Genomic DNA, 22,030 nt, shown 5'->3' with positions numbered 1-22,030 from the left:
GCGCCTGAGCGGCCCCGTCAGGGCCGCCGGCGGCCTTCCTCCGGGTGCGCCGGGGACCACCGCCGGTAGCCGTCGGCGAGCGTCACGGCCTGTCCCGACGCCACGTCGACGTCGGACCACAGGACCAGGAACGTCCCCCGGTGCCGCCACCGGAGGTACCGGGCGACGAGCGCGGGGGACCGGACGTCGGTGCGCTCGTAGCCCATGAAGGACGTCCTGGTCCGAGGACTGACCAGGAGCCCGTGGACGCGCGGTGCGGCGAGGAGGCCGGTCACCGGGCCGTCGAGGACCAGCCGCACGTCCACGACGAAACCGAGCCGCCGCCCGGCGGCGTCGCGCACGGGGGCGTCGAGCAGGTCACCCAGGATCATGACGACCTCCGGGGATGCGGCCGATGACGTGGTCCCGCACCCAGCGCTCGACCCACAGGACGTCGAGATCGTCACCGTGCACGCCGAGCCGGACGGTGGTGCCGACGTCGGTCACGTTGCGCCAGTCCACGCGGTGCAGCCGGGCCGACGGGGGGCGGCCGCCGAAGATGCGTGTCGCCAGCACCGGGCCGGACAGCAGGGCGACGACGTGCAGCGTCTCCGCGCCGGTCGCGGACGACGACTCGGGCGTGCCGATCTCGAGGTCGTCGACCGTGGCGACGGGCCGCCCGTCGACGTCGAGCGTCTGCCGGTCCAGCAGGTGCAGCCGCGCGTCGAGCACCCGGCCGGCCGGCCGTGGCGACCCGGGCAGCGTCCCGTCGGTGGGGAACGGCCGGTCGGACCGGCGCAGCCAGGGGCTCACGAGCCTGCTCCTGTCACGATCATCAGCGGTATCGCCGCCAGGGACGCGGCGAGGATGACGACGAGGAAGACGAGCGCCAGCGCGTTCGTCGCCCGCCCGTTGACGTGCACGCCCATGTACTCGGGGTCGTTGGCCACGAGCAGGATCGGCAGGTAGGTCAGGGGCAGCGCGACGGCCGAGAACACGACGGAGAACTCCGTCACCTTGATCGGGTCGACGCTCGTCATCAGCACCCCCGTCGCCACCATGATCGCCACGATCATCGCCAGATGGAACCGCGCCGCCTGCGCGGGCCGGCGGAACTTGCCCCAGGACCAGCCGAAGAACTGCGCCAACGTGTAGCCGCTGGACAGCGACGTCTCCAGCGCCGCCCCCATCGTCGCGGCGACGATCCCGACGATGACGACGGCCAGCGCCAGCTTGCCGCCGGCGAGCGCGACGGGCAGGACGATCTGCGACAGCGACGACACCTCGACGTGCCGGGGCAGGAAGACGACGGCGGCGCACGCGGCGATCGCGACGGACAGGATGCCGCCGAACGGGAACCCGACGAGCACGTTGAGCCGGGACTGCCCGACGTCCTTCACGGTCCACCTCTCCTCGACCGCTCCTGAGGAGAAGAAGAACACCTCGTACGGCGTCATCGCCGCGCCGAACAGCGCGATCGCGTAGTACCAGTACGACGCGGGCCCCTCCTCGGCGGGGACGCTCGGCTGCAGCGCCTGGGTGGCGAGCTCGTTCCAGGGCGGGTGCAGGAGGAACAGCGCCACGGCGAACACGACGAGCGTCAGCCCGAGCAGCCCGGTGACGTTCTCCATGATGCTGAACCTCGCGCGCCAGACGACGAGCCACACGGCGAGCGCGGCAACGGGGATCCACAGCCGCGGCTCCACGCTCGAGGCGAGCTGGAGGGCGAGCGCGATGCCGCCGATCTCCGCCGTCAGCGTCAGCAGGTTGATGAGGAACGACGCGGTGAGGTTGGCACCCGCCGTGCCGGGTCCCAGGCGTTCGCGGATGATCTCGAACGTCGCACGGCCGCTGACGGCAGCCACCCGCCCCGACATCTGCGCGAACAGGCAGATGCCGACCACGCCCAGCGCCACCACCCAGGCGAGCGACAGCCCGAACCGGGACCCGACCACGGCGTTGGTGACGAGGTCCCCGATGTCGAGGAACCCGCCGATCGCGGTGAGGATGCCGAGCGCCACGCCGAGCAGCCGCTTCATGCGCGGGCCCTCACGTGCCGGCCGCCCGCTCGAGCTCCGTGCCGAGATCGTCGAGCTGGCGCGCGCTCTCCTCCAGGTCGGCCCGCACCCGGGCTGCATCACCGACCCCGTTGGCCCAGTCGCGGGCCCGGGACACCGCGACGGTCGCCCGGTCCACCGCGGCGAGCGCGTCGTCGCGCCAGGCGGCCGCCTCGTCTCCGCCGGGAACGAGCGTGCTGATGGCGAACGAGGCCTCGGACAGGACGTGCACGGAGTCGTCGATGGCCGTGTCGACCACGGGCGCGGACGCGCGGTCGTCGCGCAGCAGCCGGGCGGCCAGGCGGGTCGTCTCCACGGCGGACGTCGCCTCGGCCACCGCCTCGCCCAGGGTCGAGGCGTCGTCCGAGGGCGCAGCCGACGACCCCACCGCGCAGCCGGCCAGGAGGCCGAGCGCGACGAGGGCGGGCAGGAGCCTGGCCGGCAGCATGGACGCATCGTGGCGTGCGCCGGCGCAGTACGCACGACGAGCGGCCGCCTTCGGCCGGCCGGGAGCGCTGGCGAGCCGCGCACCGGATGCGCCCGTCCCGCAGCGGTGTCAGCGTGGACGGATGACGAGCGCACCGGACGGGCAGCGGCCCGACTCGACCCCCACGACCCCGGACGACGGGACGGCGCCCGACGCCGCCGCGCCGTACGACGCCACCACGGACCCGGACTCCGACCCGGGGATGCTGAACCCTCGCACGGGAGCAGCCGCATCCTCGTCCGACGATCCCAGCAGCGACCCCGAGGCCGACCCGGACGGCGACCCGGCGAACCTGAACCCCCGAGAGCCGTGACGGGCGCACCGGCGCCGGGCCGCTGATGAGGGTCGTGGTCGTCGGCGCGAGCGGCAACGTCGGCACGGCACTCCTGCGGAGGTTCGCGGCGGACCCCACGGTGACGTCCGTCGTCGGTGTCGCGCGCCGGGTCCCGCACGGGCTGCCACCCCTGCCGTACCGGATCGCGTCCTGGGTCGCGTGCGACCTCGGTGCCGGCGTGCCCGACGAGCCTGTCGTCGCACGGCTCACCGACGTGTTCGCCGGGTCCGACGCCGTGGTGCACCTCGCCTGGGCGATCCAGCCGAGCCACGACCGACGCCGGCTGTTCGACGTCAACGTGGCCGGGACCCGCCGCGTCATCGCCGCCGTCGTCCGCGCGGGGGTGCCGCACCTCGTCGCCGCGTCGTCGGTCGGCGCGTACTCGGCGGCGCCGGACGACGTGCCCCGGTCGGAGGCGTGGCCGACCGACGGCGTGCGTTCGTCGTCGTACTCGCTGCACAAGGCGGCCCAGGAACGCCTGCTCGACGAGGCGGAGGTGACGCACCCGGGACTCGTCGTCGCACGGGTGCGGTCGGCGCTGGTGTTCCAGCGGTCGGCCGGCAACGAGATCGCGCGCTACTTCCTCGGCCCGTTCGTGCCGCGCACGCTGCTCGGAGGCGCCCTGCCGGTGCTGCCGTGGCCGTCGGGCCTGCGCCTGCAGGCGGTGCACGCGGACGACCTCGCCGAGGCGTACCGGGAGGCCGTCGTGCGGCGGGTCAGAGGCGCGTTCAACGTGGCGGCCCCCGACGTGCTGCGGGCGGGCGACGTCGCGCAGGTGCTGGGGGCCGGAGCCGTCCGGGACGTCCCACCGGGCGTCGCGCGCGCCGCCGTGGCGGTCACCTGGCGCGCACGGGTGCTGCCCGTGGGGCCCGGCTGGCTGGACATGGCGTTCGCGGCGCCGGTGCTCGACACGGCGCGCGCGGAGCGGGAGCTGGACTGGCGGTCCCGGACCAGCGGCGCCGACGCGCTGCGGGAGGTCGTCGAGGGCATCGCCGCCGGTGACGGCACGGCGAGCCCGCCGCTGCTGCCGCGGCGGCTGCACCGGTGAGGTGCCGGCGAGCCTGCGTGCCTGGCATGGTCGTCCCATGACCGATCCGACCGTCGCCGACCGGCACGTCTACGGCGACCCGCTCGCCCCGGTGACCGTGCTGGAGTACGGCGACCTCGAGTGCCCGTACTGCCGGGCCGCCTCACCGGTGCTGCGCGAGCTCGTCGACGGCGCGGAGGGACGTGTGCGGCTCGTGTGGCGGCACTTCCCCCTGTTCGAGGTGCACCCGCACGCGCTCACGGCCGCGCTCGCCGTGGAAGCCGCCGCGGTGCACGGGCGCTTCTGGGAGCTGCGTGACGACCTGATGAGCCACCAGGACCACCTGTCGGACCGCGACCTGCGGGCATCCGCCCGCTCGCTCGGTCTGGACCCGGACGAGGTGGTCGGGGACGCGGCGCAGCGGTTCGCCCGCGCCGTCCAGGACGACTACGCCGCGGGGGTCGCGGCGGGGGTCACCGGGACGCCGACGATCTTCGTGGGCGGGGTCCGGTACGAGGGCCGTCCGGAGCTGCGTCGGCTCCGCGAGGCCGTGGCGCGCGCCGCCGCGTCGACGGCCTGACCGGTGCGCCTGCCGCTGCCCCTGCCCGTTCCCGAGGTGTGCGGCACCATGGCCCGATGACCTCCGACGTCCTGCGCACCGCTCTGGTCACCGGCGCCGGCAGGGGGATCGGTCGCGGCCTGGCGCTCGGCCTCGCCGCCGCCGGGTACGCGGTGGGACTCGTCGGCCGGACGCGCAGCCACCTGGACGCCGTCGCGGAGGAGGCTCGGGCGCTCGGTGTGCCCGTCGTCGTGGCCGCCGCGGACCTGGTCGACGTCACCGCGGTCCTGGACGCCGTCGCACGCGTGGAGACGGACCTCGGCGGCATCGGGCTCCTGGTCAACAACGCCGGCGTCCTCGAGCGGTCCGAGGTTCCGTTCGGTGACGACGACGTCGAGGACATGTGGCGGGTGATCGAGACGAACGTCCGTGGCCCGGTGCTCGTCACGCACGCGGTGCTCCCGGGCATGCTCGCCCGTGCCGGCGGCCGTGTCCTCAACGTCAACTCGGGGGCGGGCCACAACCGCGGCACCGCGTACACCGGGTACGGGATCAGCAAGGGGGCGCTCGCGCGGTTCACCACGCTGCTCGACGCCCAGTACCGGGACCGCGGCATCCGGGTGCTCGACCTCGCCCCCGGCGTCGTCGCGACCGACATGACGAGCGGCATGCCCCTGCACGCGGGGCGCACCGAGTGGACCGCCGTCGAGGAGGTCGCCGAGCTCGTCCGGGCCTTCGGCGACGGTGAGCTCGACGACCTGTCGGGCCGCTTCGTCCGGGCGGGCGCCGACACGGTGGGGTCGCTGCGTGCCGCGGCCGCGCGGATCGTGGAGCAGGACGCCCGGCGGCTCGCGCTGCGGACGTTCGGACCCGACGACCCGCTGGAGTGAGAGCAGCTCACCGACTGGTCGCTGATCGTCGACCCGCGCTCGCGGACGGTGCCTGACCGCGCTCTACGCGGGTGACCGCCACGGCAGCGGCGGGAGCGCGGGCGGCGGCCCGAGGGACGCGGGGGAGCACAGCGGCAGCTTCTCGCCCAGCCACCGCAGCAGGACCGACCCGAGCACGGCGGCAGTGAGCGATCCCGCGAGGATGCCGATCTTCGCGTCGGACAGCTGCGCCGGGTCGTCGAACGCGAGCCCTGCGATGAACAGCGAGATCGTGAAGCCGATGCCCGCCAGCATCGCGCCGCCGAGCAGGTGCCCGTACCTGACGCGCCCCGGCAGCTCGCCCAGCCCGAGCCGGATCGCGAGCGTCGAGGCGCCCGTGATGCCGATGGCGTTGCCGAGCACGAGAGCGACCGCGACGCCCACGGCGAGCCGCGAGTGCGCGGCGGCCCCGAGGGTGTCCGCGTCGAGGCGGATCCCCGCGTTGGCGAGGCCGAACAGCGGGACCACCACGAACGCGCTCCACGGGTGCAGCACCCGCTGCAGGCGGTCGCTGGTCGGGACGGCGGCCCGTGCGGCGAGCTCGGCAAGGTGCTCCCGCTCGGCGGTGGTGTCGTCGACCAGGTCGCCGGCGTAGGCGGGCACGGCCTCGACCTGCTCGCGCCGCGGCACCGTCGCGGGCACCAGGAGCCCGACGAGCACGCCGGCGAGCGTCGCGTGCACCCCGGACGCCTGCACGGCGAGCCACAGCAGGACGCCGGCCAGCACGTACGGCGCGAGCTGCCACACCCGCAGCCAGCGCATCAGGAGCATGCCCACCACGACGAGCCCTGCGGCCGCGAGCGCGAGCGCGTCCACGTCGTCGGTGTAGAACACGGCCATCACGGTGATCGCCCCGATGTCGTCGACGATCGCGAGGGTCAGCAGGAACAGCCGCAGCCGGTCGGGGCATGCCGGCCCGAACAACGCGAGGATGCCGACCAGGAACGCGGTGTCCGTCGACATGACGACACCCCAGCCGTGCGCCGCGTCGGTGCCGCCGTTGAACGCCAGGTAGATCAGCACCGGCATGAGCAGCCCGCCGAGCGCACCCAGGGCCGGGACGGCGACGGTCCGCCTGTCCCGGAGCTCACCGCTGGTCGCCTCGCGGCTGATCTCCAGGCCGACGACGGCGAAGAACACCGCCATCGCGGCGTCGTTGACCCAGTGCTGCAGGTCGAGGTCGAGGCTCCAGGTGCCGACGTGGATGCCGGCCGTGGTGGTCCAGAGCTCGTCGTACGCCCCGCTCCACGGCGAGTTCGCCCACACGAGCGCGACGACCGTCGCGGCCAGCAGCACGACCGCGCTGCCGGCCTCGGTCGCCAGGAAGTCGCGGACCGCGGGGTTGATGCCCGGCACCCGCACGCGCAGCGCGGGGCCGGGACCGGTGAGGGCGGGCGAGGTGCGGGTCAGAAGTCCTTCTCCGGGTCGCCCTGCAGCGCCGCCGCGTGGTCGGGCACGTAGGTCGAGAGCTCGCGCGGCGGCCGCACGTAGCCGTTGGACGGCGCCGGCCGGTCCGGCAGGACCACCTTCTCGTGCGGGACGTCCGTGTACGGGATGCTGGAGAGGAAGTGGCTGATCATGTTGAGGCGCGCCACCTTCTTCACGTCCGACTCGACGATGAGCCACGGGCTCGCTGGCACGTCCGTGTGCACGAGCATCTCGTCCTTGGCCCGGGAGTAGTCCTCCCACCGGGTGAGGGACTCGAGGTCCATCGGGCTCAGCTTCCACTGCCGGACCGGGTCGTTGAGGCGGGACCGGAAGCGCTTGAGCTGCTCCTCGTCCGACACCGAGAACCAGTACTTGCGGAGCAGGATCCCGTCCTCCACGAGCATCTGCTCGAAGATCGGCGTCTGACGCATGAACCGGCTGTACTCCTGCGCGGTGCAGAAGCCCATGACCTTCTCGACGCCGGCCCGGTTGTACCAGGACCTGTCGAACAGCACGATCTCGCCCGCCGCCGGCAGGTGGGCGACGTACCGCTGGTAGTACCACTCGGTCTTCTCACGCTCGGTCGGCGTGGGCAGCGCGGCGATCCGCACGACGCGAGGGCTGACGTACTGGGTGATCCGCTTGATCGTGCCGCCCTTGCCGGCGGCGTCGCGGCCCTCGAAGAGGACGACGATCCTGGCGCCGGTCGCCTGCGTCCAGAGCTGCAGCTTGACCAGCTCGGCCTGCAGGCGGAACAGCTCAGCCTCGTAGACGTCGTTGGGGATCTTGTTCTTCTTCTGCTTCTTGTCCTGCGTCGCCTTCGCCATGAGCGGACGTTACCCCTGGTGACGCGCTCATGCGGACCGGAGCGAGGAACTCCGCACGTGCGGCCTTTCCGGCGCCCGGCGTCCGATGCTGCGGGCTACGATCACGGTTTGTGACGCACTATCGGATCAGCGAGGCGGCTGCCCTGCTCGGAGTCAGCGACGACACGGTGCGCCGGTGGGTCGACGCGGGCACGCTCGCGGCCTCCGTCGACGAGTCCGGGCGGTCGGTCGTCGAGGGTGCGGCGCTCGCCGCGGTCGCCGTGGAGCGGGCCCGGACGCCGCAGGACTCCGGTGCGGGCAGCAGCTCGGCACGCAACCGGTTCGCAGGGATCGTCACCGCCCTGACCCTGGACACGGTGATGGCACAGGTCGAGCTCCAGTGCGGGCCGTTCCGGGTGGTCTCCCTCATGTCGGCGGAGGCGGTCCGTGAGCTGGGGCTCGAGGTCGGGTCGCGGGCGTCGGCGGTGGTGAAGGCCACGACGGTGGTCGTCGAGACGCCGCGGGGGCACCGGTGAACCGTCGTGCCGGTGCCGGCGTGCTCGTCGTCGGTGCCGTGCTCGCGCTGGCGGCCTGCTCCGGGGACCACTCGGCGGGCGCCACGGGCCCGGCGCGTTCCTCGGCGACCGTCGGCGAGCGACCAGGCCTGACGGGAGACCTGACGGTGTTCGCCGCCGCCTCGCTGCAGGCCGCGTTCGACGAGCTCGCCGACACCTTCGCGAGCACCCACCCGGGGGTCACCGTCGCGCCGGTCACCTACGACGGCTCCTCGACGCTCACCACCCAGCTCCTCGAGGGGGCGCAGGCCGACGTGCTCGCCACCGCCGACGAGACGAGCATGACGACCGTGACGGACGCGGGCCTCGTCGAGGGCGTGCCCACGGTGTTCACGACCAACACGCTCCAGGTCGTGGTCGCCGCAGGGAACCCGCACGCGGTCGGCTCGCTCGCGGACCTCGCCGCCCTCGCGTCGTCGGGCGGTGCGGTCGTCCTCTGCGCACCCGAGGTCCCGTGCGGGTCCGCCGCGCGGAGGGCCCTGGATGCGGCCGGTGTCACGCTCGCGGCCGCCAGCGAGGAGCAGAACGTCACGGCCGTGCTGACCAAGGTCCGTTCCGGGGACGCCGACGCGGGCCTCGTCTACCGCACGGACGTGCTGGGTGCCGGGCCGGACGTCGAGGGGGTGGACGTCCCCGAGGCGGCGGCGGCCGTGAACCGGTACCCGATCGCCGTGCTCTCCGCGCCCGCCCGCCCGCACGACGAGGACGTCGCACGGGCGTTCGTCGACCTGGTGCTCTCCGCCGAGGGCCGGCGGGTGCTCACCTCCCACGGCTTCGTCGCGCCGTGACGCCGGGAGGGGCGCCGTGATGCCCCGATGAGCGAGCCGCGGGACCGGCACGGGGTGCCCCGGCTGCTCTGGGCACCTGCGGGGCTGGCGCTCGGGCTGCTCGTCATGCCGATCGTGGCGCTCCTGGTGCGGGCGGACTGGCAGTCGCTGCCCTCGGACGTCACGTCTGCGGCTGCAGTCTCCGCCCTCACGCTGTCGCTGGTCACGTCGAGCCTGGCCACCGGTGCGTGCCTGGTGCTCGGGGTGCCGCTGGCCGTCGTCATGGCGCGGTCGCGGGGGTGGACGTCCGACGTCCTGCGTGCCCTCGTCACGCTGCCGCTGGTGCTGCCTCCGACCGTCGGCGGCATCGCCCTGCTGTTCCTGCTGGGCCGACGCGGCCTCGTCGGCCGGTCGCTCGACGTGTGGTTCGGCGTCCGGCTGCCGTTCACCACGACCGCCGTGGTCATCGCCCAGGCGTTCGTCGCGATGCCGTTCCTCGTGCTCGGCGTCGAGGGCGCCCTGCGTACCGCCGGCACCCGGTACGAGACGGTCGCGGCGACGCTCGGCGCCGGGCGGTGGACCGTCCTGCGGCGCATCACGCTCCCGCTCGTGCTGCCGGGGCTCGTGAGCGGCACGGTCCTGTGCTTCGCCCGCGCGCTCGGCGAGTTCGGGGCGACGGCACTGTTCGCGGGCAACGCTCCGGGCGTCACTCGCACCATGCCGCTCGCGATCTACTCGGCGTTCAACGGTGCCGGCGTCAGTCAGGGGACCGCCGTCGCGCTCTCCCTGCTGCTCGTCGCCTCCGCCGCCGCCGTGCTGCTCGCGGCGCGGGCGTGGCGACCGGGCGGTGCGACGTGACGCTGGTGGTCGACGTGCGGGTGCGGCGCGGCGTGTTCGCGCTCGACGTCGCCCTGACGGCGCCGCCAGGGTCGATCGTTGCCGTGCTCGGGCCCAACGGGGCGGGGAAGTCCACGCTGCTCGACGTGGTCGGGGGGCTCCTCCTCCCCGTGGACGGCACCGTCCGTGTCGGCCCCCGGGTCCTCACGGCGGTCGGCGCCGCCGGGACCGTGCATGTCCGCCCGGACCGGCGGTCCGTGGGGCTGCTCGGGCAGGACCCCTTGGTGTTCCCGCACCTGGACGCGCGCGAGAACGTCGCCTTCGGACCGCGCGCGTCCCGGGTGGCCGCCGCGTCGGCGCACGCCACTGCCGACGCGTGGCTCTCCGCCGTCGGGCTCGACGGGCTCGGCGACCGGCGCCCTCGGTCGTTGTCCGGTGGCCAGCGTCAGCGCGTCGCCCTCGCACGCGCACTCGCTGCCGAGCCCGCCGCGCTGCTGCTCGACGAGCCCTTCGCACAGCTCGACGTCCGCACCGCCGCCGAGCTACGGGAGGTGGTCCGCGACCAGGTGCGCCGCACCGCGACCCCGACCGTGCTCGTCACGCACTCCGTCCTGGACGCCCTGACCCTGGCCGACGAGGTCGTGGTGCTCGACCACGGGGCCGTGGTGGAACGAGGCAGCCCGCTGGACGTCCTCACCGATCCGGCGCACCCGTTCACCGCGGCCCTCGCCGGCGTGAACCTCCTGGTCGGCGCGGTCGTCCGGTCGGGCGCCGGTGCCGCGCTCGCGGGGCCCGGCGGGCTGCACGTCCCCTGCCGCACCGACCTCGCGCCGGGCACCCGCGCGCAGGTGTCCTTCCCCCCGACGGCGGTCGAGGTCTCCACGCCGGTCGGTGATGCCCCCGGAATCGACGGCACGGGACCCGGCGCGGGCGGCCTGTCGACCTGGTCCGCGCACGTCGTCGACCTCGAGGCGGGGACCACAGGGCTGCGCGTCCGGACCACCGGCGACGTGCTCGTCGACGTCCCACCCGCGCTCGTCGGCCGCATGGACCTCCAGGTGGGCGCCCCGGTACGGCTGTCGGTGCCGCTGACGTCCATGCGTGTGCGGCAGGCTCCGGCGCCCACGCGCTGAGCGGGTGCCCCCGGCGACACCTCACAGCGCGGTGACCGGGCGCGTGCGCGAAAGGTTCCACCGGCGCAACGCCACCGACCGGCCGGTCGAAACATCGGCTCCCTAGCGTCGCCGTTGTCCGAGCCCCACCCGATCTGCCGGAGGTCCCCATGGCGACACCGCTCGCGACCCCCGACGCCGCTGCGGCGTCCCCCCTCGCCGGCGCGCCCGTAGCGCCCGCTGAGCTCACCACCCGTCCCGGCCGTTGGATCGACGGCTGGAACCCCGAGGACGAAGGGCAGTGGTCGTCCGTCGGGAAGCCCATCGCCCGCCGGAACCTCGGTCTGTCCGTGTTCGCCGAGTTCCTCGGCTTCGGCGTCTGGGCCCTGTGGAGCATCGTCGTGCCCCAGCTCGCCAAGGCCGGCTTCGTGCTGTCCGTCGACCAGATGTTCTGGCTCGTCGCCCTGCCGATCCTCGTGGGCGCCACGTTGCGCATCCCGTACACGTTCGCGGTCCCGATCTTCGGCGGCCGCAACTGGACCATCGTCTCCGCGCTGCTGCTCCTCATCCCGACGACCGCGCTCGCGATCGTCGTGCAGAACCCCGACACGTCGTTCGGCGTGCTGCTCGGGGTCGCGGCGCTCGCGGGCCTGGGCGGCGGCAACTTCGCGTCGTCCATGGCGAACATCTCGTTCTTCTACCCGGACCGGGAGAAGGGGCGCGCGCTCGGCTTCAACGCTGCCGGCGGCAACATCGGCACCGCCGCCGTGCAGATCGCCGTGCCGCTGATCATCGTCGGGGCGGCGGGCATCCAGCTCGAGCGGGCCGGTCTGATGTTCGTCCCGCTGGTGCTGGCCGCCGCGCTGCTCGCCTGGCGGTTCATGGACAACCTGTCCAACGCGAAGGCCGACCCCCGCTCGTACGGTGCCGCCACGCGCGTCAGGCACACCTGGATCATCTCGTTCATCTACATCGGCACCTTCGGGTCGTTCATCGGCTTCGCCGGGGCGTTCCCGACGCTCCTGAGCAACCAGTTCCCCGAGATCACGTACTACGTCGCCTTCCTCGGCGCGCTCGTGGGATCGGTGGCCCGACCGCTCGGGGGCATCCTCGCCGACAAGCTCGGCGGCTCCCGCGTGACCATCGGCGCGTTCACGGTCATGGGCATCGGCACGGTGTCCGCGATCTTCGCCCTGCGGGCGCACTCGTTCGGCGGGTTCCTCGCGTCGTTCCTCGTGCTCTTCGTCGCGACGGGCGCCGGCAACGGTTCGGTGTACCGGATGATCCCCGCGGTGTTCCGTCACGGCGCCACCGACGCCGAGGACAAGGCACGGCGCGCGAAGGCCGCCGCCGGGTGCCTGGGCATCGCCGGCGCGATCGGCGCGTTCGGCGGGTTCCTCGTCCCGCGCGGCTTCGCCGTCTCGACGACGGCGACCGGCAACATCCAGGCGGCGCTCTGGGTGATCGTCGGCCTGTACGTCGTGATGTCGCTGACGGTGTGGGCCGTGTACCAGCGGCGGGGCTCGCAGTTCGGGTCGACCGTCATCTGACGCTCCTCGACGCGGCGGCACCCCTCGTCCGGGGTGCCGCCGCGTCGGCCGTTCAGCGCACCGTGACGCCCACGTTGTCGTACCCCGTCGCTCCGTCGGGGACCTCGCCCTGCTGGGCGCCCGTCTGCGGGCCGTCCTGGTCGAAGGCCCGGACGTACAACCGGTGGTCGCCGCTGCCGGCGGCGGGCCAGGTCCACGACCACTGCCGCCACGAGTCGATGCCGCCGTCCGCCGCAAGGGTCGCGTCCTGCCACGGTCCGTCGTCGACCCGCACCTGCACCTGTGTGACGCCGCGGTGCTGCGCCCAGGCCGTGCCGGCCACGACGACGTCGCCCGCGTCGACATCCGCCCGCGGACGCGGGACCTCGATCCGGGACTGGGTCTTGACCGGCCCTTTCTCGGACCAGCCGCGGTCGGTCCAGTAGGCCGTCGCATCGGCGAACCGGGTCACCTCCAGGTCCACGACCCACTTCGTCGCCGACACGTACCCGTACAGGCCGGGCACCACCATCCGGACCGGGAAGCCGTGCTCGATGGGCAGCGGCTCGCCGTCCATGCCGATGGCGAGGAGCGAGTCCCGCCCGTCCGTGAGGGCCTCCAGCGGGGTCGAGGCGGTGAAACCGTCGACGCTCGTCGACAGCACCATGTCGGCGTCGGACCGCGGCCTCGCCCGGTCCATGACCTGCTGCAGCGGCAGCCCGAGCCACCGCTGGTTGCCCACGAGGTCGCCACCGACCGGGTTGGACACGCAGCACAGCGTCACCCACGCCTCGACGAGGTCGCTCGCGACGAGCTCGGACCAGGTCATCGTGAACGGGTTCTCGACGAGGCCATGGACCTTGAGCGTCCATGTCTCCGGATCGACCTGCGGCACCACCAGCGCGGTGTCGATCCGGTAGAACTCGCCGGTCGGCGTCCTCCACGGCCCGACCCCGGCGACGTCGACGTCCACCCCCGCCGGGACCGGCGGCGCTGCCGTGGTCGCGGCCGGCAGCTTGATCGCGGCCCGCGCCGTCGTCGTCCCGCGCGTCGCTGCCGTGAGCGCGCGCCCGACGAGCACCGCGACGAACCCGGCCCCCGCCGCGACCGCCCCTGCCTGGAGAAACCCGCGCCTCGTCGCGCCCGGACGTGTGCCCGCGGTGCGCGCCGCCTGCTCGTCGGGCGCGGGGATCCTCCGGACGAGCTCGCGGAGGGCGAGCAGCCCGGCGATCGTCCCGACCACGCTCGGCGCCCCCGCCAGCACGCCGGCGTCCGGGCGCCCGGTCGCGGCGAGTGCGGCGACCGCACCCAGCAGGACGACGAGCGAAGCGCCCCACGCCCACTTCCGGGCGGCCAGGATCCCGGCGAGGGCCGAGAGGGCGGCCAGGACCAGGAGCTCGCCGAGCTTGAGGACGGCCTTGTCGTTCGTGCCGAACGTCGTGGCGGCGAAGTCCTTCAGCCACGGTGGCGTCGCATCGACGAACGCGGCACCGACGGCGTTCAGCGGGTCGGACGACGGCCCGGTGAAGATCGCGACGAGCGACCCGACGCCGACGGTGACGAACCCGGCGGCCACGCCCGCCAGTGCGGACAGCCACGTCCAGGTCCGCCGCGTCATCGCCCGCTCCGTCCGTCGTCTGTCATCCGTGGTCCGGCCATCCTGCGCCCTCCAGCCGCAGATCGGGACCGTTCCGCGTCGGTGCTGCTGCGGGCCAGATCACCGCGGGCGGGATGTCCGGCCCTCGAAGGTCCGCTGTCGGGGTGAGTCCTTACCGGCAGTCGTCGGGTTTGGGGATGTCGGTGCAGAGGGTGGAGACGAGGTGGGATCGGCGTTCTTGGACGTCGAAGGGTGGGCTGGTGGTGGAGGTCTGGGCGGTGCCGTCGACGTCGCGCCAGATGGGTGAGCCGTCGACGCGGTAGGTGCCGTGCCAGGTGGTGGTCAGGGTGATCTGCCGGGTGCCGGGTCGTTGGTAGATGTGGAACGTGTCGTGGTCGGGCCAGGGGTGGCCGGGGCTGTCGGTGATCAGGGGTTCGAGGTCGTCGCCGAAGTCGTAGCGGTAGGTGGTGGGGGTGGCGACCACGTCGATGCCGTGGCCGAGCAGCTCGGTGCGCAAGGTCTGTGCGGTGGGGTCGGTCATGACGATGGTCTCGATGTTGACCAGGACCCAGCCGCGGTCGGGTTGCATGGTCAGGGTGGGGGCTGCCAGGGGGAGGCGGCGGAAGTCCTCGGCGGTCAGGACGGGCAGCAGGTCCGCGGCGCAGCCGCCCTGGTCGACCTGCGTCCATGGTCCCCAGTCCTGCGAGGTGGGTGTGGAGCGTTCCCGCATCCACAGCGGGTCCACCACCGTGTCCTCGCCGCACGCGTTCGGGCCGGTGTCACCGACCGCCGGCGGGCACGGCCCGTTCAGCGGTGTTGTCGGAACCGGACCGTTGACGTTGCACAACGGCGCCCGCCGGTACTCGAACCGGGCCGCCTCCGGATCCGTATGCGCCGCATGCGCGAGCCGCCGTGCCTCACCTTCGTTGACGGTGACGAGCAATGCAGACCGGTCGACGCTCGCGCGAGCGTTGAAGTCGCGGGTTCCCTGCTTGTTCGACTGTTCGGGCGGCGTGGCGAGCACGTTCATGGACCCCATGAGCACAGAGACGAGGACGAAGAGACTGGCGGCCGGGATCACTGCGCCGCCGGCAGGTCGTGGACGTCCACCTGCCGAACGAGCCACCCGTCCTCGGTCCACCCGAGCGCGAAGTACATCTGGGCGGAGGAAGGCTCTCCGCTGTCGACAACGGTTCCTGTGACGTCGATCTCTGTCCAGGCGCCCTGAATCACGTCGAGGTCCACCCCATAGGACTCCTGTGGAAGCACCTCGGTTGCGTTGGCACGCGTGACCTGCATCGACGTCGAGGGGCTGGTGTGCCTCAAAGCGACCATGTCCTCGATGTCGGTGATGACGCCATTGCAGAACTTGCAGTCATCGGCCGACATCGCACGCCACAGGTCGAGATTTCCGGAGGCAAACACGAAGTCGTACAGCTCCAGGTAGTACTTCGCGGCCGCCACCGCGCCGTCCGTGCTCGGCTCGGCCATCGCGGCAGACGGGACGGGTGCGCTAGGCACCGCGCTCACCGACGGTACGGCCGTTGTCGTCGGGCTGGCGCCGGTCGACGCAGGGCTTACGGACGTTGTCGCCCTGTCCGTCGTCCCTCCCGTGCAACCACCTGCGGCGACCGCGACGACTCCCGCGAGTATCCACATGCTTGCCCCCTGGCCAATTCGCATGCCGGGGAACCTACCGAAATCGGGCGTCTCCCGTGCCGCGTATCTCAGGGGCTGTGGATAGCGGGAGGGCGGAGGTCACGGCCGACATCCTGTGCGGGGCTCGGGCGATCGCCTGTGCGTGGCGACGCCGCGACTGCTGGGACGTCGTGCGGCTCCACGGCGGCCCGACCCACGCGAAGCGTGAGCGGGCCCGCCGTGCGGGCAAGGTCAGTTCGAGATCGCCGAGTGCCCGTTCTGCGCAGGCTTGGCTGCAGGGGTAGCCAGCTGCGAGACGAGCTGCGTCACGTCGAGCCCGGTGGTGGCCTTGACGATCTCCTGGAGCTGCGTGAAGTTGTTCGCGACCGCCCTCGGGAGCGCGGAGGCACCGTCGGTCGACAGGACCGTCAGGGTGTCGATGTTGCCCATCGGCGCCGCGAGCTCCCTGGCGATCTGGGGGAGGACCTCGAGCAGGCGGTCGGTGATGGCGGCGGAGTTGAACTGCGCGTACGCGGCTGCGCGCTTCTGAAGCGCCTCGGCGTCGGCCGACCCCTCGGCGAGGGTCGCGGCTGCACGCGCCTCACCCTCGAGGCGGGTCGCCTCGGCCGCGGCCTTGCGGAGCACGAGCTCACCGGCGGCCCGCTGCTCGGCCTCCAGGCGGGCGCCCTCGGCCTGCTTGATCGCGGTGGTGCGTCGCGCCTCGGCCTCCTGCTCGGCCTGGTAGCGAGCGGCGTCCGCAGGGCGGCGGACGGTCGAGTCGAGCTCGCGCTCGGTGAGCGCGGCCTGGCGCGCGGCGACCAGCTCCTGCTGGGTGAGGATCTCCTGCTGGCGGGCCGCGACCTCGAGCGGGCCGGCCGCGGCGGACTGGGCCGTGGCGCGGTCGGTCTCGGCCTTGATCTCCGACTCGCGCAGCTGGAGGGCGCGCTGGTAGTTCGCGACGTCGGTGGCGACCTCGACACGCTTCTGCTCGGACAGGCGCCGGGCCTCCGCCTCGGCGATCTCGGCCTGGCGGCGGATCTCGGCGGCGGACGCACGGCCCATGTCGGCGATGTACGTGCCCGCGTGGTCGCCGACCTCCTGGATGTGGAACGTGTCGAGCTTGAGGCCCTGCTCCGAGAGCGAGGTGGTCACGTTCTCCAGGACCTTCTGCGCGAACGACTCGCGGTCGCGGATGACCTGCTCGACCGTCAGCTGCCCGACGATCGCCCGCAGCGCGCCGGAGAGCTCGTTCGTGACGAAGTTGTCGATCTCCTCCTGCTGCGCACCGAAGCGCTGCGCGGCGGCGCGGATCGCGACGTCGTCGTTGTTGACCTTGATCGCGGCGACGCCACGCACGTTCAGCGCGATGCCCTGCGACGACGGGGCGCCGTTGACCTCGACGGTGATGCGACGCGAGGACATGTCGAGCACGGACAGCTGCTGGACCAGCGGGAACACGAACACGCCACCACCGGTGACGACCTTCTGCCCGGAGAGGTCACCTGAGCTCTTTCCCCGCCGCCCGGTGACGATGAACGCCTCGTTCGGCTTCGCGACCCGGTAACGCTTGGCGATCGCGAGACTGACGATGACGACGACCAGGACGAGGCCTGCGATGCCCAGGATGGGCGAGGATGCGTCGAGCACGGAACACCTTCGACTCTCGGTGGTAGGGGTCGAGCACCGGCCTGGGCCGGGTGAGGCAGGGTGTGTCAGCCTTCGCGGACGACCTTCACGACGCCGGGGCCGAGCACGGTGGCGATGCGCACCGCGGTGCCGTTGCCGATCGGCTCGCTCGCACGCGCTGCGATCGAGGTGCTCTGCCCGGCCAGGACCAGGTTCACCTGTCCCATGCCATCGGCCGGGATCGAGGTCGTCACGGTCGCCACCTGGTCGACGTAGTCGGCTGCGGAGAGCTGGTGCGCGGTGGGCCCGTTCGCGAGCCCGCGCGTCACGAGCGAGGCACCGCCGCCCACGGCGGCGCCGGCGCCGACGCCCGCGAGGGCGGCCACGAGCATCGAGACGTCGGTGGTGCCGAGCAGGAGTGCGCCGGTCAGCCCGAACGTGGCGAGGAACGACAGCACGACCTCGGACGACAGGATCCCGTCCCCGAGGCCGATCGCCTCGATCGGCCCGTCCAGGAAGCCACCCACCACGAAGGTCAGCAGCAGCAGCGCCACGGCGATGCCGGCGATGGCCACGAAGATCAGCACGCTCACCCCAGAGGTCTCACTGCGGGGAGGGTCTCCGCCCGCAGGTCGACGTGCTGCTCAGCCGCGGACGCCATGCCGGCGCCTGCTGCACACGTTCAGACCGGGCACACCGTACCGGCTCGCTCAGCACGCCACGCCGAACCGTGCACAGGACAACACGTTCGGCTCAGAGCTGCGGGGAGCCGATCGAGGCGGGCACGTTCGCCGAGTGCCCCGCGTCCGCGAGCGCCTGCCGGACGCGCTCGGCGGCCGCGTCGAGCGCGTCGGCGGGGACGTCGGTGCGGGCGTTCCGGAACGACAGGCTGGCCTCGTCCCACGCCGGCAGGACGTGCAGGTGCAGGTGCGGCACCTCGAACCCGGCGACCAGCAGCGCCGCCCGCGGGGCACCCCACGCGGCCTGCTGCGCCCGCCCGATGATCTTGGCGACCCGGGTCAGGTCCGCCAGCAGGTCGTCGTCCGCCTCCGTGAGCTGGACGACCTCGGCGCGGGGGACCACGAGCGTGTGGCCGTCGGTGATCGGCGCGATCGTCGCGAACGCGACGACGGTGTCGTCTGCCCAGACGAACCGGCCGGGGATGTCGCCGTCGATGATCTTGGTAAAGAGCGTGGTCATGCCGTCACGGTATCGGCGGCGCAGACGAGGCATCGACTCGTCCCGTCGGCGCCGCCAGGGAGATGTCCGATCGGTTGACGACGGGTCAGCTGGCGCGCGGGAGCCACGTCCAGCTCGCGAGGACCGCGTCCGTCATCTGCTGCGCCTCGGCCCCGTCCCACGGTGCGAGGAACGCGCCGACCGTGAAGCACCAGCCGTCGTGGTCGAACAGCGCATCCGTCACGATCGTGCCCGCTCGCGGACCGGCAGCGATCGCCAGCGTGTACCCGACTGCCCGTTCGCCCGCCAGCAGTAACTCTGTCGGCTGGGCCACGCAGCTCACGCCGAACCGGACGTGGTTGCGGAGTGCGTCCTCGATGCCGGTCGTGGCTCGATCTCGAAGGTCGTCGTCACCCCTCGGGCCGTTGCACGAGCCGACCAGGTGGCTCGAGGGTCCGACGCGGAGGAAGAAGTCGGTCGTGCGGCCGTGTCCGACGTACTCACGAACCACGTTCGACGACCCGGCCATGGTCAACCGGTAGCCAGGCCGTCCCGCGGTGTCGGTCGGGACCACGACCTGGCGGTCGAGGGCGCCGGTGAACTCGGCCGGGCCACGGATCCGCGCCCGCCGCACCGCCGAGCGCGCGATCAGGTTCTCGTACCAGGATGCACCGGTCACACGGGGGAATCGGCACTTCGAGTCTGGGTCATGAGGCTCGTGCAGCGGACTGTCGGTGCGGGCTCAGCGGGCCGCGACCGATCCCTGCGACTCCTGCGTCCCCTGCAGGGCGTCCTTCAGGCGGACCCGGCCGCCCGAGTGCAGCACCGCGTTCGAGTAGACCCGCCCCGCGAACCACACCAGCACCGGGATGAGCGCGAGGCACAGGCCGGCAGCGAGAAGCACCTCCCACAGCGCGACGGCGTCGAGGGCGATGCGGATCGGCATGAGGAGCGGCGAGAAGAACGGCACGAACGACAGCCACACGATGAGCGGGTTGTCGGGGTCCCAGGGTGCGATCGAGATGCCGAGGATGTACGGCAGGACCATCAGCCCGATCACGGGAGAGATGACCGAGCTGACGTCCTCCTGCCGGGACACGAGCGAGGCCAGCGCGGCCAGGACCAGCGCGTACATCGCGAACCCGATCGCGAACCAGGCGACGGCCCAGGCTGCGGTCGCCCCCAGGTCGATGGACGACGAGTCGACGAGCCCGAACGCCAGGGCGGTCGCGACCCCGGACGCGACGACGGCGACGATCTGGATGAGCCCGATGACGCCGATGCCGAGCACTTTGCCGGCCATGAGCTGCCAGGGGCGGACGGTGGCGAGGAGCAGCTCGACGACGCGGCTGGACTTCTCCTCGACGACCCCCTGGGCGACGAGCTGCCCCGCGGTCATGAGGGACAGGAACAGCAGGATCCCGGCGATGTAGCCGGCGACGACCTGCGCGCCGTCGACCGTGTCCGGAGGCTCCAGGGACGTCACCACGGGCTCGGCGGCGGCGATGTCGGCGGCGACGGACGCCGGGTCGCCGCCGAGGTCGTTGACGGCGGACCCGAGGGCGAGCTGCTGCGCGAGCGAGCCCAGCACGGGCGCGAGCGCGTCGCCGAGCGACTGATGAACCTCGACGGTCAGAGCGGGCGACGTGGACGTGACAAGGGCGTCCAGCTCGCCTGACTTCAGGAGCGCGTGCCCTGCGACCTCGGACGCCACCTCCTGGGTCTCGATGGTCACCCCGACGGCGGCACCGGTCGCGACGATCTGGTCGGCGGCATCGGCGGTCGCGGACGTGAGCCCCACGTGCTGCGTGGGAGTCTCCCGGTCGCCGAGCACCCCGGCCGCGACGCCCCCGAGCACCACGGCCGCGACGAGCGCGACCGTCGTCCAGACGAAGGCCTTGGACGTGAGGCGGAAGCGGATCTCCCGGCCGGCGATCATGCGGATCGCGGCACCGGAGCCGAGCTCGAGGGAGCCCTGGGTGCTCATGCCGACACCTCCTGGAGCTCGGGTGACGAGGACGCCTCGGTGGTGACGACGTGCCGGTACAGCTCGACGAGCGTCGGTCGCTGCCGGGCGAACTCGCGTACCGGCCCGGCGACGAGCGCGGCCCGCAGGAGCTCCTGGTCGACGTCGTCGGGAGCGGACGGCCCCACGGACACGACGGTGCGCGAGCCGGACGACGACCTCACCTGCGCGACCGGCACGGCGGCGACCCAGGCAGCCCCTTCCGGCCCGTCGACCAGCCACTCCCGGTCGTCGGTCTGCCGCAGCTCGTCGATCCCGCCGACGACGACCATGGATCCTGCCCGCACGATCCCGACCCGGTCGCACAGCCGCTCGACGAGCTCGAGCTGGTGCGAGGAGAAGAGCACGGGGACGCCACGAGAGGCCTGGCCGCGCAGGACCGCGCTCATCACGTCCACGGCGACGGGGTCGAGCCCGGAGAACGGCTCGTCGAGGACCAGGATGTCGGGATCGTGCACCAGGGCGGCGGCGAGCTGCACGCGCTGCTGGTTGCCGAGCGAGAGCTTGAGCACCTCGTCGCCGCGCTTCTCCTCGATGCCGAGCGTCTCGGTCCACCGCTCCATCGACCGGCGCGCCGCTGCGGCGTCGAGACCGTGCAGCCGCGCCAGGTAGACGAGCTGGTCGCCGACCTTCATCCGCGGGTACAGGCCGCGCTCCTCGGGCATGTACCCGATGCGTCGACGGATCGCGTGGTCGACGGGCCGGCCGTCCCAGGTGACCGTGCCGGCATCCGCGGAGAGCACGCCGACCGCGATGCGCATGGTCGTGGACTTGCCGGCGCCGTTGGACCCGACGAACCCGAAGATCTCCCCGGCGTGCACGTCGAACGTCATGTCCCGCAGCGCCCGCACGGCGCCGTAGGACTTCTCGAGCGAGGAGATGCTCAGGACGGTCACGGCATCGATTCAACCAAAGGGCCCACCACGTGCGACATCGTCCGTCAGGACCGTTCCTGGGCCATCGTCTGGAGGGCGAGCACCGTCCGCCAGTTCCGGGCCGTGCCCACGCGCCCGGCCGCCTTGGACAGGACGGGCAGGGTGAGCTTGGAGGGCCCGATCCCGTCCGGGTAGTACGCGTACGTCTCGCGCCCGTGCCAGACGACCGTCGCAGTCCCGTACACCGACGCGTCGAAGGCGCGGACCGAGGTCACGTCGGGGACGCCGTCCCAGCAGTACACGACGAGGTGCGACGGGTCCGACTCGCCCTCCGCCCGGTACGGCAGCGCCCGGACCACCAGCTCCCACTCCGCGGCGGTCCGCACGACGACCGGGACGGCGAACCCGTACCGCGACTCGAACGCCGCCGAGAGCCCGGCCGCCACGTCGGACGGCGGACCGGCACCGTCCGGGGGCACGAGCACGAGGTTCCCGCTGTTCGCGTACGTCGCCACCGAGGTGTGGCCCAGGGACGACGCCACGGCCTTCAGCTCGGCGGCCTTGACGGTCCTGCCACCGACGTTCACGGCCCTGAGCAGGGCGACCACAGCAGTCATGGGCCCACCGTGCCAGCCGGCACCCACATCCGCGCGCACTCACACG

Annotated in this window: 25 protein-coding genes; 9 read left to right on the top strand and 16 right to left on the bottom strand. The window is 72.9% G+C overall.

Features of this window, described 5'->3' with window-relative positions:
• Window positions 1–17 precede the first annotated feature (17 nt).
• The 4 genes from ACVW07_RS05220 to ACVW07_RS05205 are packed head-to-tail and all read right to left on the bottom strand — an operon-like array spanning window position 18 to window position 2,484.
• Window positions 18–371, bottom strand: coding sequence for a PRC-barrel domain-containing protein (locus ACVW07_RS05220; protein ID WP_456818215.1), 354 nt, complete (start codon window positions 369–371; stop codon window positions 18–20).
• Window positions 358–792 carry a hypothetical protein gene (locus tag ACVW07_RS05215; protein WP_456818214.1) on the bottom strand — a complete coding sequence of 145 codons (435 nt, stop codon included), beginning with the start codon at window positions 790–792 and terminating at the stop codon, window positions 358–360. Before ACVW07_RS05215 ends, ACVW07_RS05220 begins: the two co-directional genes overlap by 14 nt.
• Window positions 789–2,018 (bottom strand): NRAMP family divalent metal transporter, encoded by a 1,230-nt coding sequence (locus ACVW07_RS05210; RefSeq protein ID WP_456818213.1) that lies wholly within the window; start codon window positions 2,016–2,018, stop codon window positions 789–791. Before ACVW07_RS05210 ends, ACVW07_RS05215 begins: the two co-directional genes overlap by 4 nt.
• Before the next feature lie 10 nt (window positions 2,019–2,028).
• The gene (locus ACVW07_RS05205) at window positions 2,029–2,484 is read right to left on the bottom strand and encodes a hypothetical protein (protein ID WP_456818212.1); all 456 of its coding nucleotides are present in this window, start codon (window positions 2,482–2,484) and stop codon (window positions 2,029–2,031) included.
• A 121-nt stretch (window positions 2,485–2,605) separates the two neighbouring features.
• Here ACVW07_RS05205 and ACVW07_RS05200 point away from each other — a divergent pair, with 121 nt between their 5' ends.
• The 4 genes from ACVW07_RS05200 to ACVW07_RS05185 are packed head-to-tail and all read left to right on the top strand — an operon-like array spanning window position 2,606 to window position 5,333.
• Window positions 2,606–2,836, top strand: coding sequence for a hypothetical protein (locus ACVW07_RS05200; RefSeq protein ID WP_456818211.1), 231 nt, complete (start codon window positions 2,606–2,608; stop codon window positions 2,834–2,836).
• 25 nt (window positions 2,837–2,861) lie between these two features.
• Complete coding sequence (locus ACVW07_RS05195) at window positions 2,862–3,905, top strand: NAD-dependent epimerase/dehydratase family protein (RefSeq protein ID WP_456818210.1); 1,044 nt, start codon at window positions 2,862–2,864, stop codon at window positions 3,903–3,905.
• Between the two features lie 37 nt (window positions 3,906–3,942).
• Complete coding sequence (locus tag ACVW07_RS05190; protein WP_456818209.1) at window positions 3,943–4,464, top strand: DsbA family protein; 522 nt, start codon at window positions 3,943–3,945, stop codon at window positions 4,462–4,464.
• A 56-nt stretch (window positions 4,465–4,520) separates the two neighbouring features.
• Window positions 4,521–5,333, top strand: a complete 813-nt coding sequence (locus ACVW07_RS05185) for an SDR family NAD(P)-dependent oxidoreductase (protein WP_456818208.1) — start codon at window positions 4,521–4,523, stop codon at window positions 5,331–5,333.
• A 63-nt stretch (window positions 5,334–5,396) separates the two neighbouring features.
• On the opposite strand, the gene nhaA is transcribed toward ACVW07_RS05185, so the two are convergent.
• Window positions 5,397–6,728, bottom strand: a complete 1,332-nt coding sequence (gene nhaA / locus ACVW07_RS05180; protein ID WP_456818207.1) for a Na+/H+ antiporter NhaA — start codon at window positions 6,726–6,728, stop codon at window positions 5,397–5,399.
• 50 nt (window positions 6,729–6,778) lie between these two features.
• Window positions 6,779–7,627, bottom strand: a complete 849-nt coding sequence (ppk2, locus tag ACVW07_RS05175; protein ID WP_456818206.1) for a polyphosphate kinase 2 — start codon at window positions 7,625–7,627, stop codon at window positions 6,779–6,781.
• A 110-nt stretch (window positions 7,628–7,737) separates the two neighbouring features.
• Here ppk2 and ACVW07_RS05170 point away from each other — a divergent pair, with 110 nt between their 5' ends.
• From ACVW07_RS05170 to ACVW07_RS05150, 5 genes are all read left to right on the top strand, one after another.
• The gene (locus ACVW07_RS05170) at window positions 7,738–8,142 is read left to right on the top strand and encodes a TOBE domain-containing protein (RefSeq protein WP_456818205.1); all 405 of its coding nucleotides are present in this window, start codon (window positions 7,738–7,740) and stop codon (window positions 8,140–8,142) included.
• Window positions 8,139–8,969 (top strand): molybdate ABC transporter substrate-binding protein, encoded by an 831-nt coding sequence (modA, locus tag ACVW07_RS05165; protein ID WP_456818204.1) that lies wholly within the window; start codon window positions 8,139–8,141, stop codon window positions 8,967–8,969. The genes ACVW07_RS05170 and modA overlap by 4 nt, the downstream gene beginning before the upstream one ends.
• 27 nt (window positions 8,970–8,996) lie before the next feature.
• Entirely contained in the window at window positions 8,997–9,806 is an 810-nt protein-coding gene (locus ACVW07_RS05160; RefSeq protein WP_456818203.1) for an ABC transporter permease, read from the top strand.
• Window positions 9,803–10,918: an ATP-binding cassette domain-containing protein gene (locus ACVW07_RS05155; protein ID WP_456818202.1), complete on the top strand. Its 1,116-nt coding sequence runs from the start codon at window positions 9,803–9,805 to the stop codon at window positions 10,916–10,918. Before ACVW07_RS05160 ends, ACVW07_RS05155 begins: the two co-directional genes overlap by 4 nt.
• 149 nt (window positions 10,919–11,067) lie before the next feature.
• Complete coding sequence (locus tag ACVW07_RS05150; protein WP_456818201.1) at window positions 11,068–12,447, top strand: MFS transporter; 1,380 nt, start codon at window positions 11,068–11,070, stop codon at window positions 12,445–12,447.
• 52 nt (window positions 12,448–12,499) lie between these two features.
• Here ACVW07_RS05150 and ACVW07_RS05145 read toward each other — a convergent pair whose 3' ends face one another.
• The 10 genes from ACVW07_RS05145 to ACVW07_RS05100 form a co-directional block, all read right to left on the bottom strand.
• The gene (locus tag ACVW07_RS05145; RefSeq protein WP_456818200.1) at window positions 12,500–14,044 is read right to left on the bottom strand and encodes a molybdopterin-dependent oxidoreductase; all 1,545 of its coding nucleotides are present in this window, start codon (window positions 14,042–14,044) and stop codon (window positions 12,500–12,502) included.
• Between the two features lie 151 nt (window positions 14,045–14,195).
• Window positions 14,196–15,053 carry a hypothetical protein gene (locus ACVW07_RS05140; RefSeq protein WP_456818199.1) on the bottom strand — a complete coding sequence of 286 codons (858 nt, stop codon included), beginning with the start codon at window positions 15,051–15,053 and terminating at the stop codon, window positions 14,196–14,198.
• Window positions 15,054–15,100: 47 nt separating this feature from the next.
• Complete coding sequence (locus ACVW07_RS05135; protein WP_456821029.1) at window positions 15,101–15,682, bottom strand: DUF6318 family protein; 582 nt, start codon at window positions 15,680–15,682, stop codon at window positions 15,101–15,103.
• A 231-nt stretch (window positions 15,683–15,913) separates the two neighbouring features.
• Window positions 15,914–17,308: an SPFH domain-containing protein gene (locus ACVW07_RS05130; protein WP_456818198.1), complete on the bottom strand. Its 1,395-nt coding sequence runs from the start codon at window positions 17,306–17,308 to the stop codon at window positions 15,914–15,916.
• Between the two features lie 65 nt (window positions 17,309–17,373).
• Entirely contained in the window at window positions 17,374–17,880 is a 507-nt protein-coding gene (locus tag ACVW07_RS05125) for a hypothetical protein (RefSeq protein WP_456818197.1), read from the bottom strand.
• Between the two features lie 160 nt (window positions 17,881–18,040).
• On the bottom strand, window positions 18,041–18,487 hold the full coding sequence (locus tag ACVW07_RS05120; RefSeq protein WP_456818196.1) for an HIT family protein: 447 nt from the start codon (window positions 18,485–18,487) through the stop codon (window positions 18,041–18,043).
• Window positions 18,488–18,572: 85 nt separating this feature from the next.
• The gene (locus ACVW07_RS05115; protein WP_456818195.1) at window positions 18,573–19,145 is read right to left on the bottom strand and encodes a hypothetical protein; all 573 of its coding nucleotides are present in this window, start codon (window positions 19,143–19,145) and stop codon (window positions 18,573–18,575) included.
• 63 nt (window positions 19,146–19,208) lie between these two features.
• Window positions 19,209–20,453 carry an ABC transporter permease gene (locus ACVW07_RS05110; RefSeq protein ID WP_456818194.1) on the bottom strand — a complete coding sequence of 415 codons (1,245 nt, stop codon included), beginning with the start codon at window positions 20,451–20,453 and terminating at the stop codon, window positions 19,209–19,211.
• A complete protein-coding gene (locus ACVW07_RS05105; protein WP_456818193.1) occupies window positions 20,450–21,388 on the bottom strand; it encodes an ABC transporter ATP-binding protein in 939 nt (312 codons plus the stop codon). The genes ACVW07_RS05110 and ACVW07_RS05105 overlap by 4 nt, the downstream gene beginning before the upstream one ends.
• Window positions 21,389–21,432: 44 nt before the next feature.
• The gene (locus ACVW07_RS05100; protein ID WP_456818192.1) at window positions 21,433–21,984 is read right to left on the bottom strand and encodes a DUF1697 domain-containing protein; all 552 of its coding nucleotides are present in this window, start codon (window positions 21,982–21,984) and stop codon (window positions 21,433–21,435) included.
• Window positions 21,985–22,030: the final 46 nt, after the last annotated feature.

Source organism: Cellulomonas sp. URHB0016 (genome assembly GCF_054057935.1).
The sequence above is the reverse complement of the archived record's forward strand: the minus strand, read 5'-3'. Positions and strand labels throughout refer to the sequence as shown.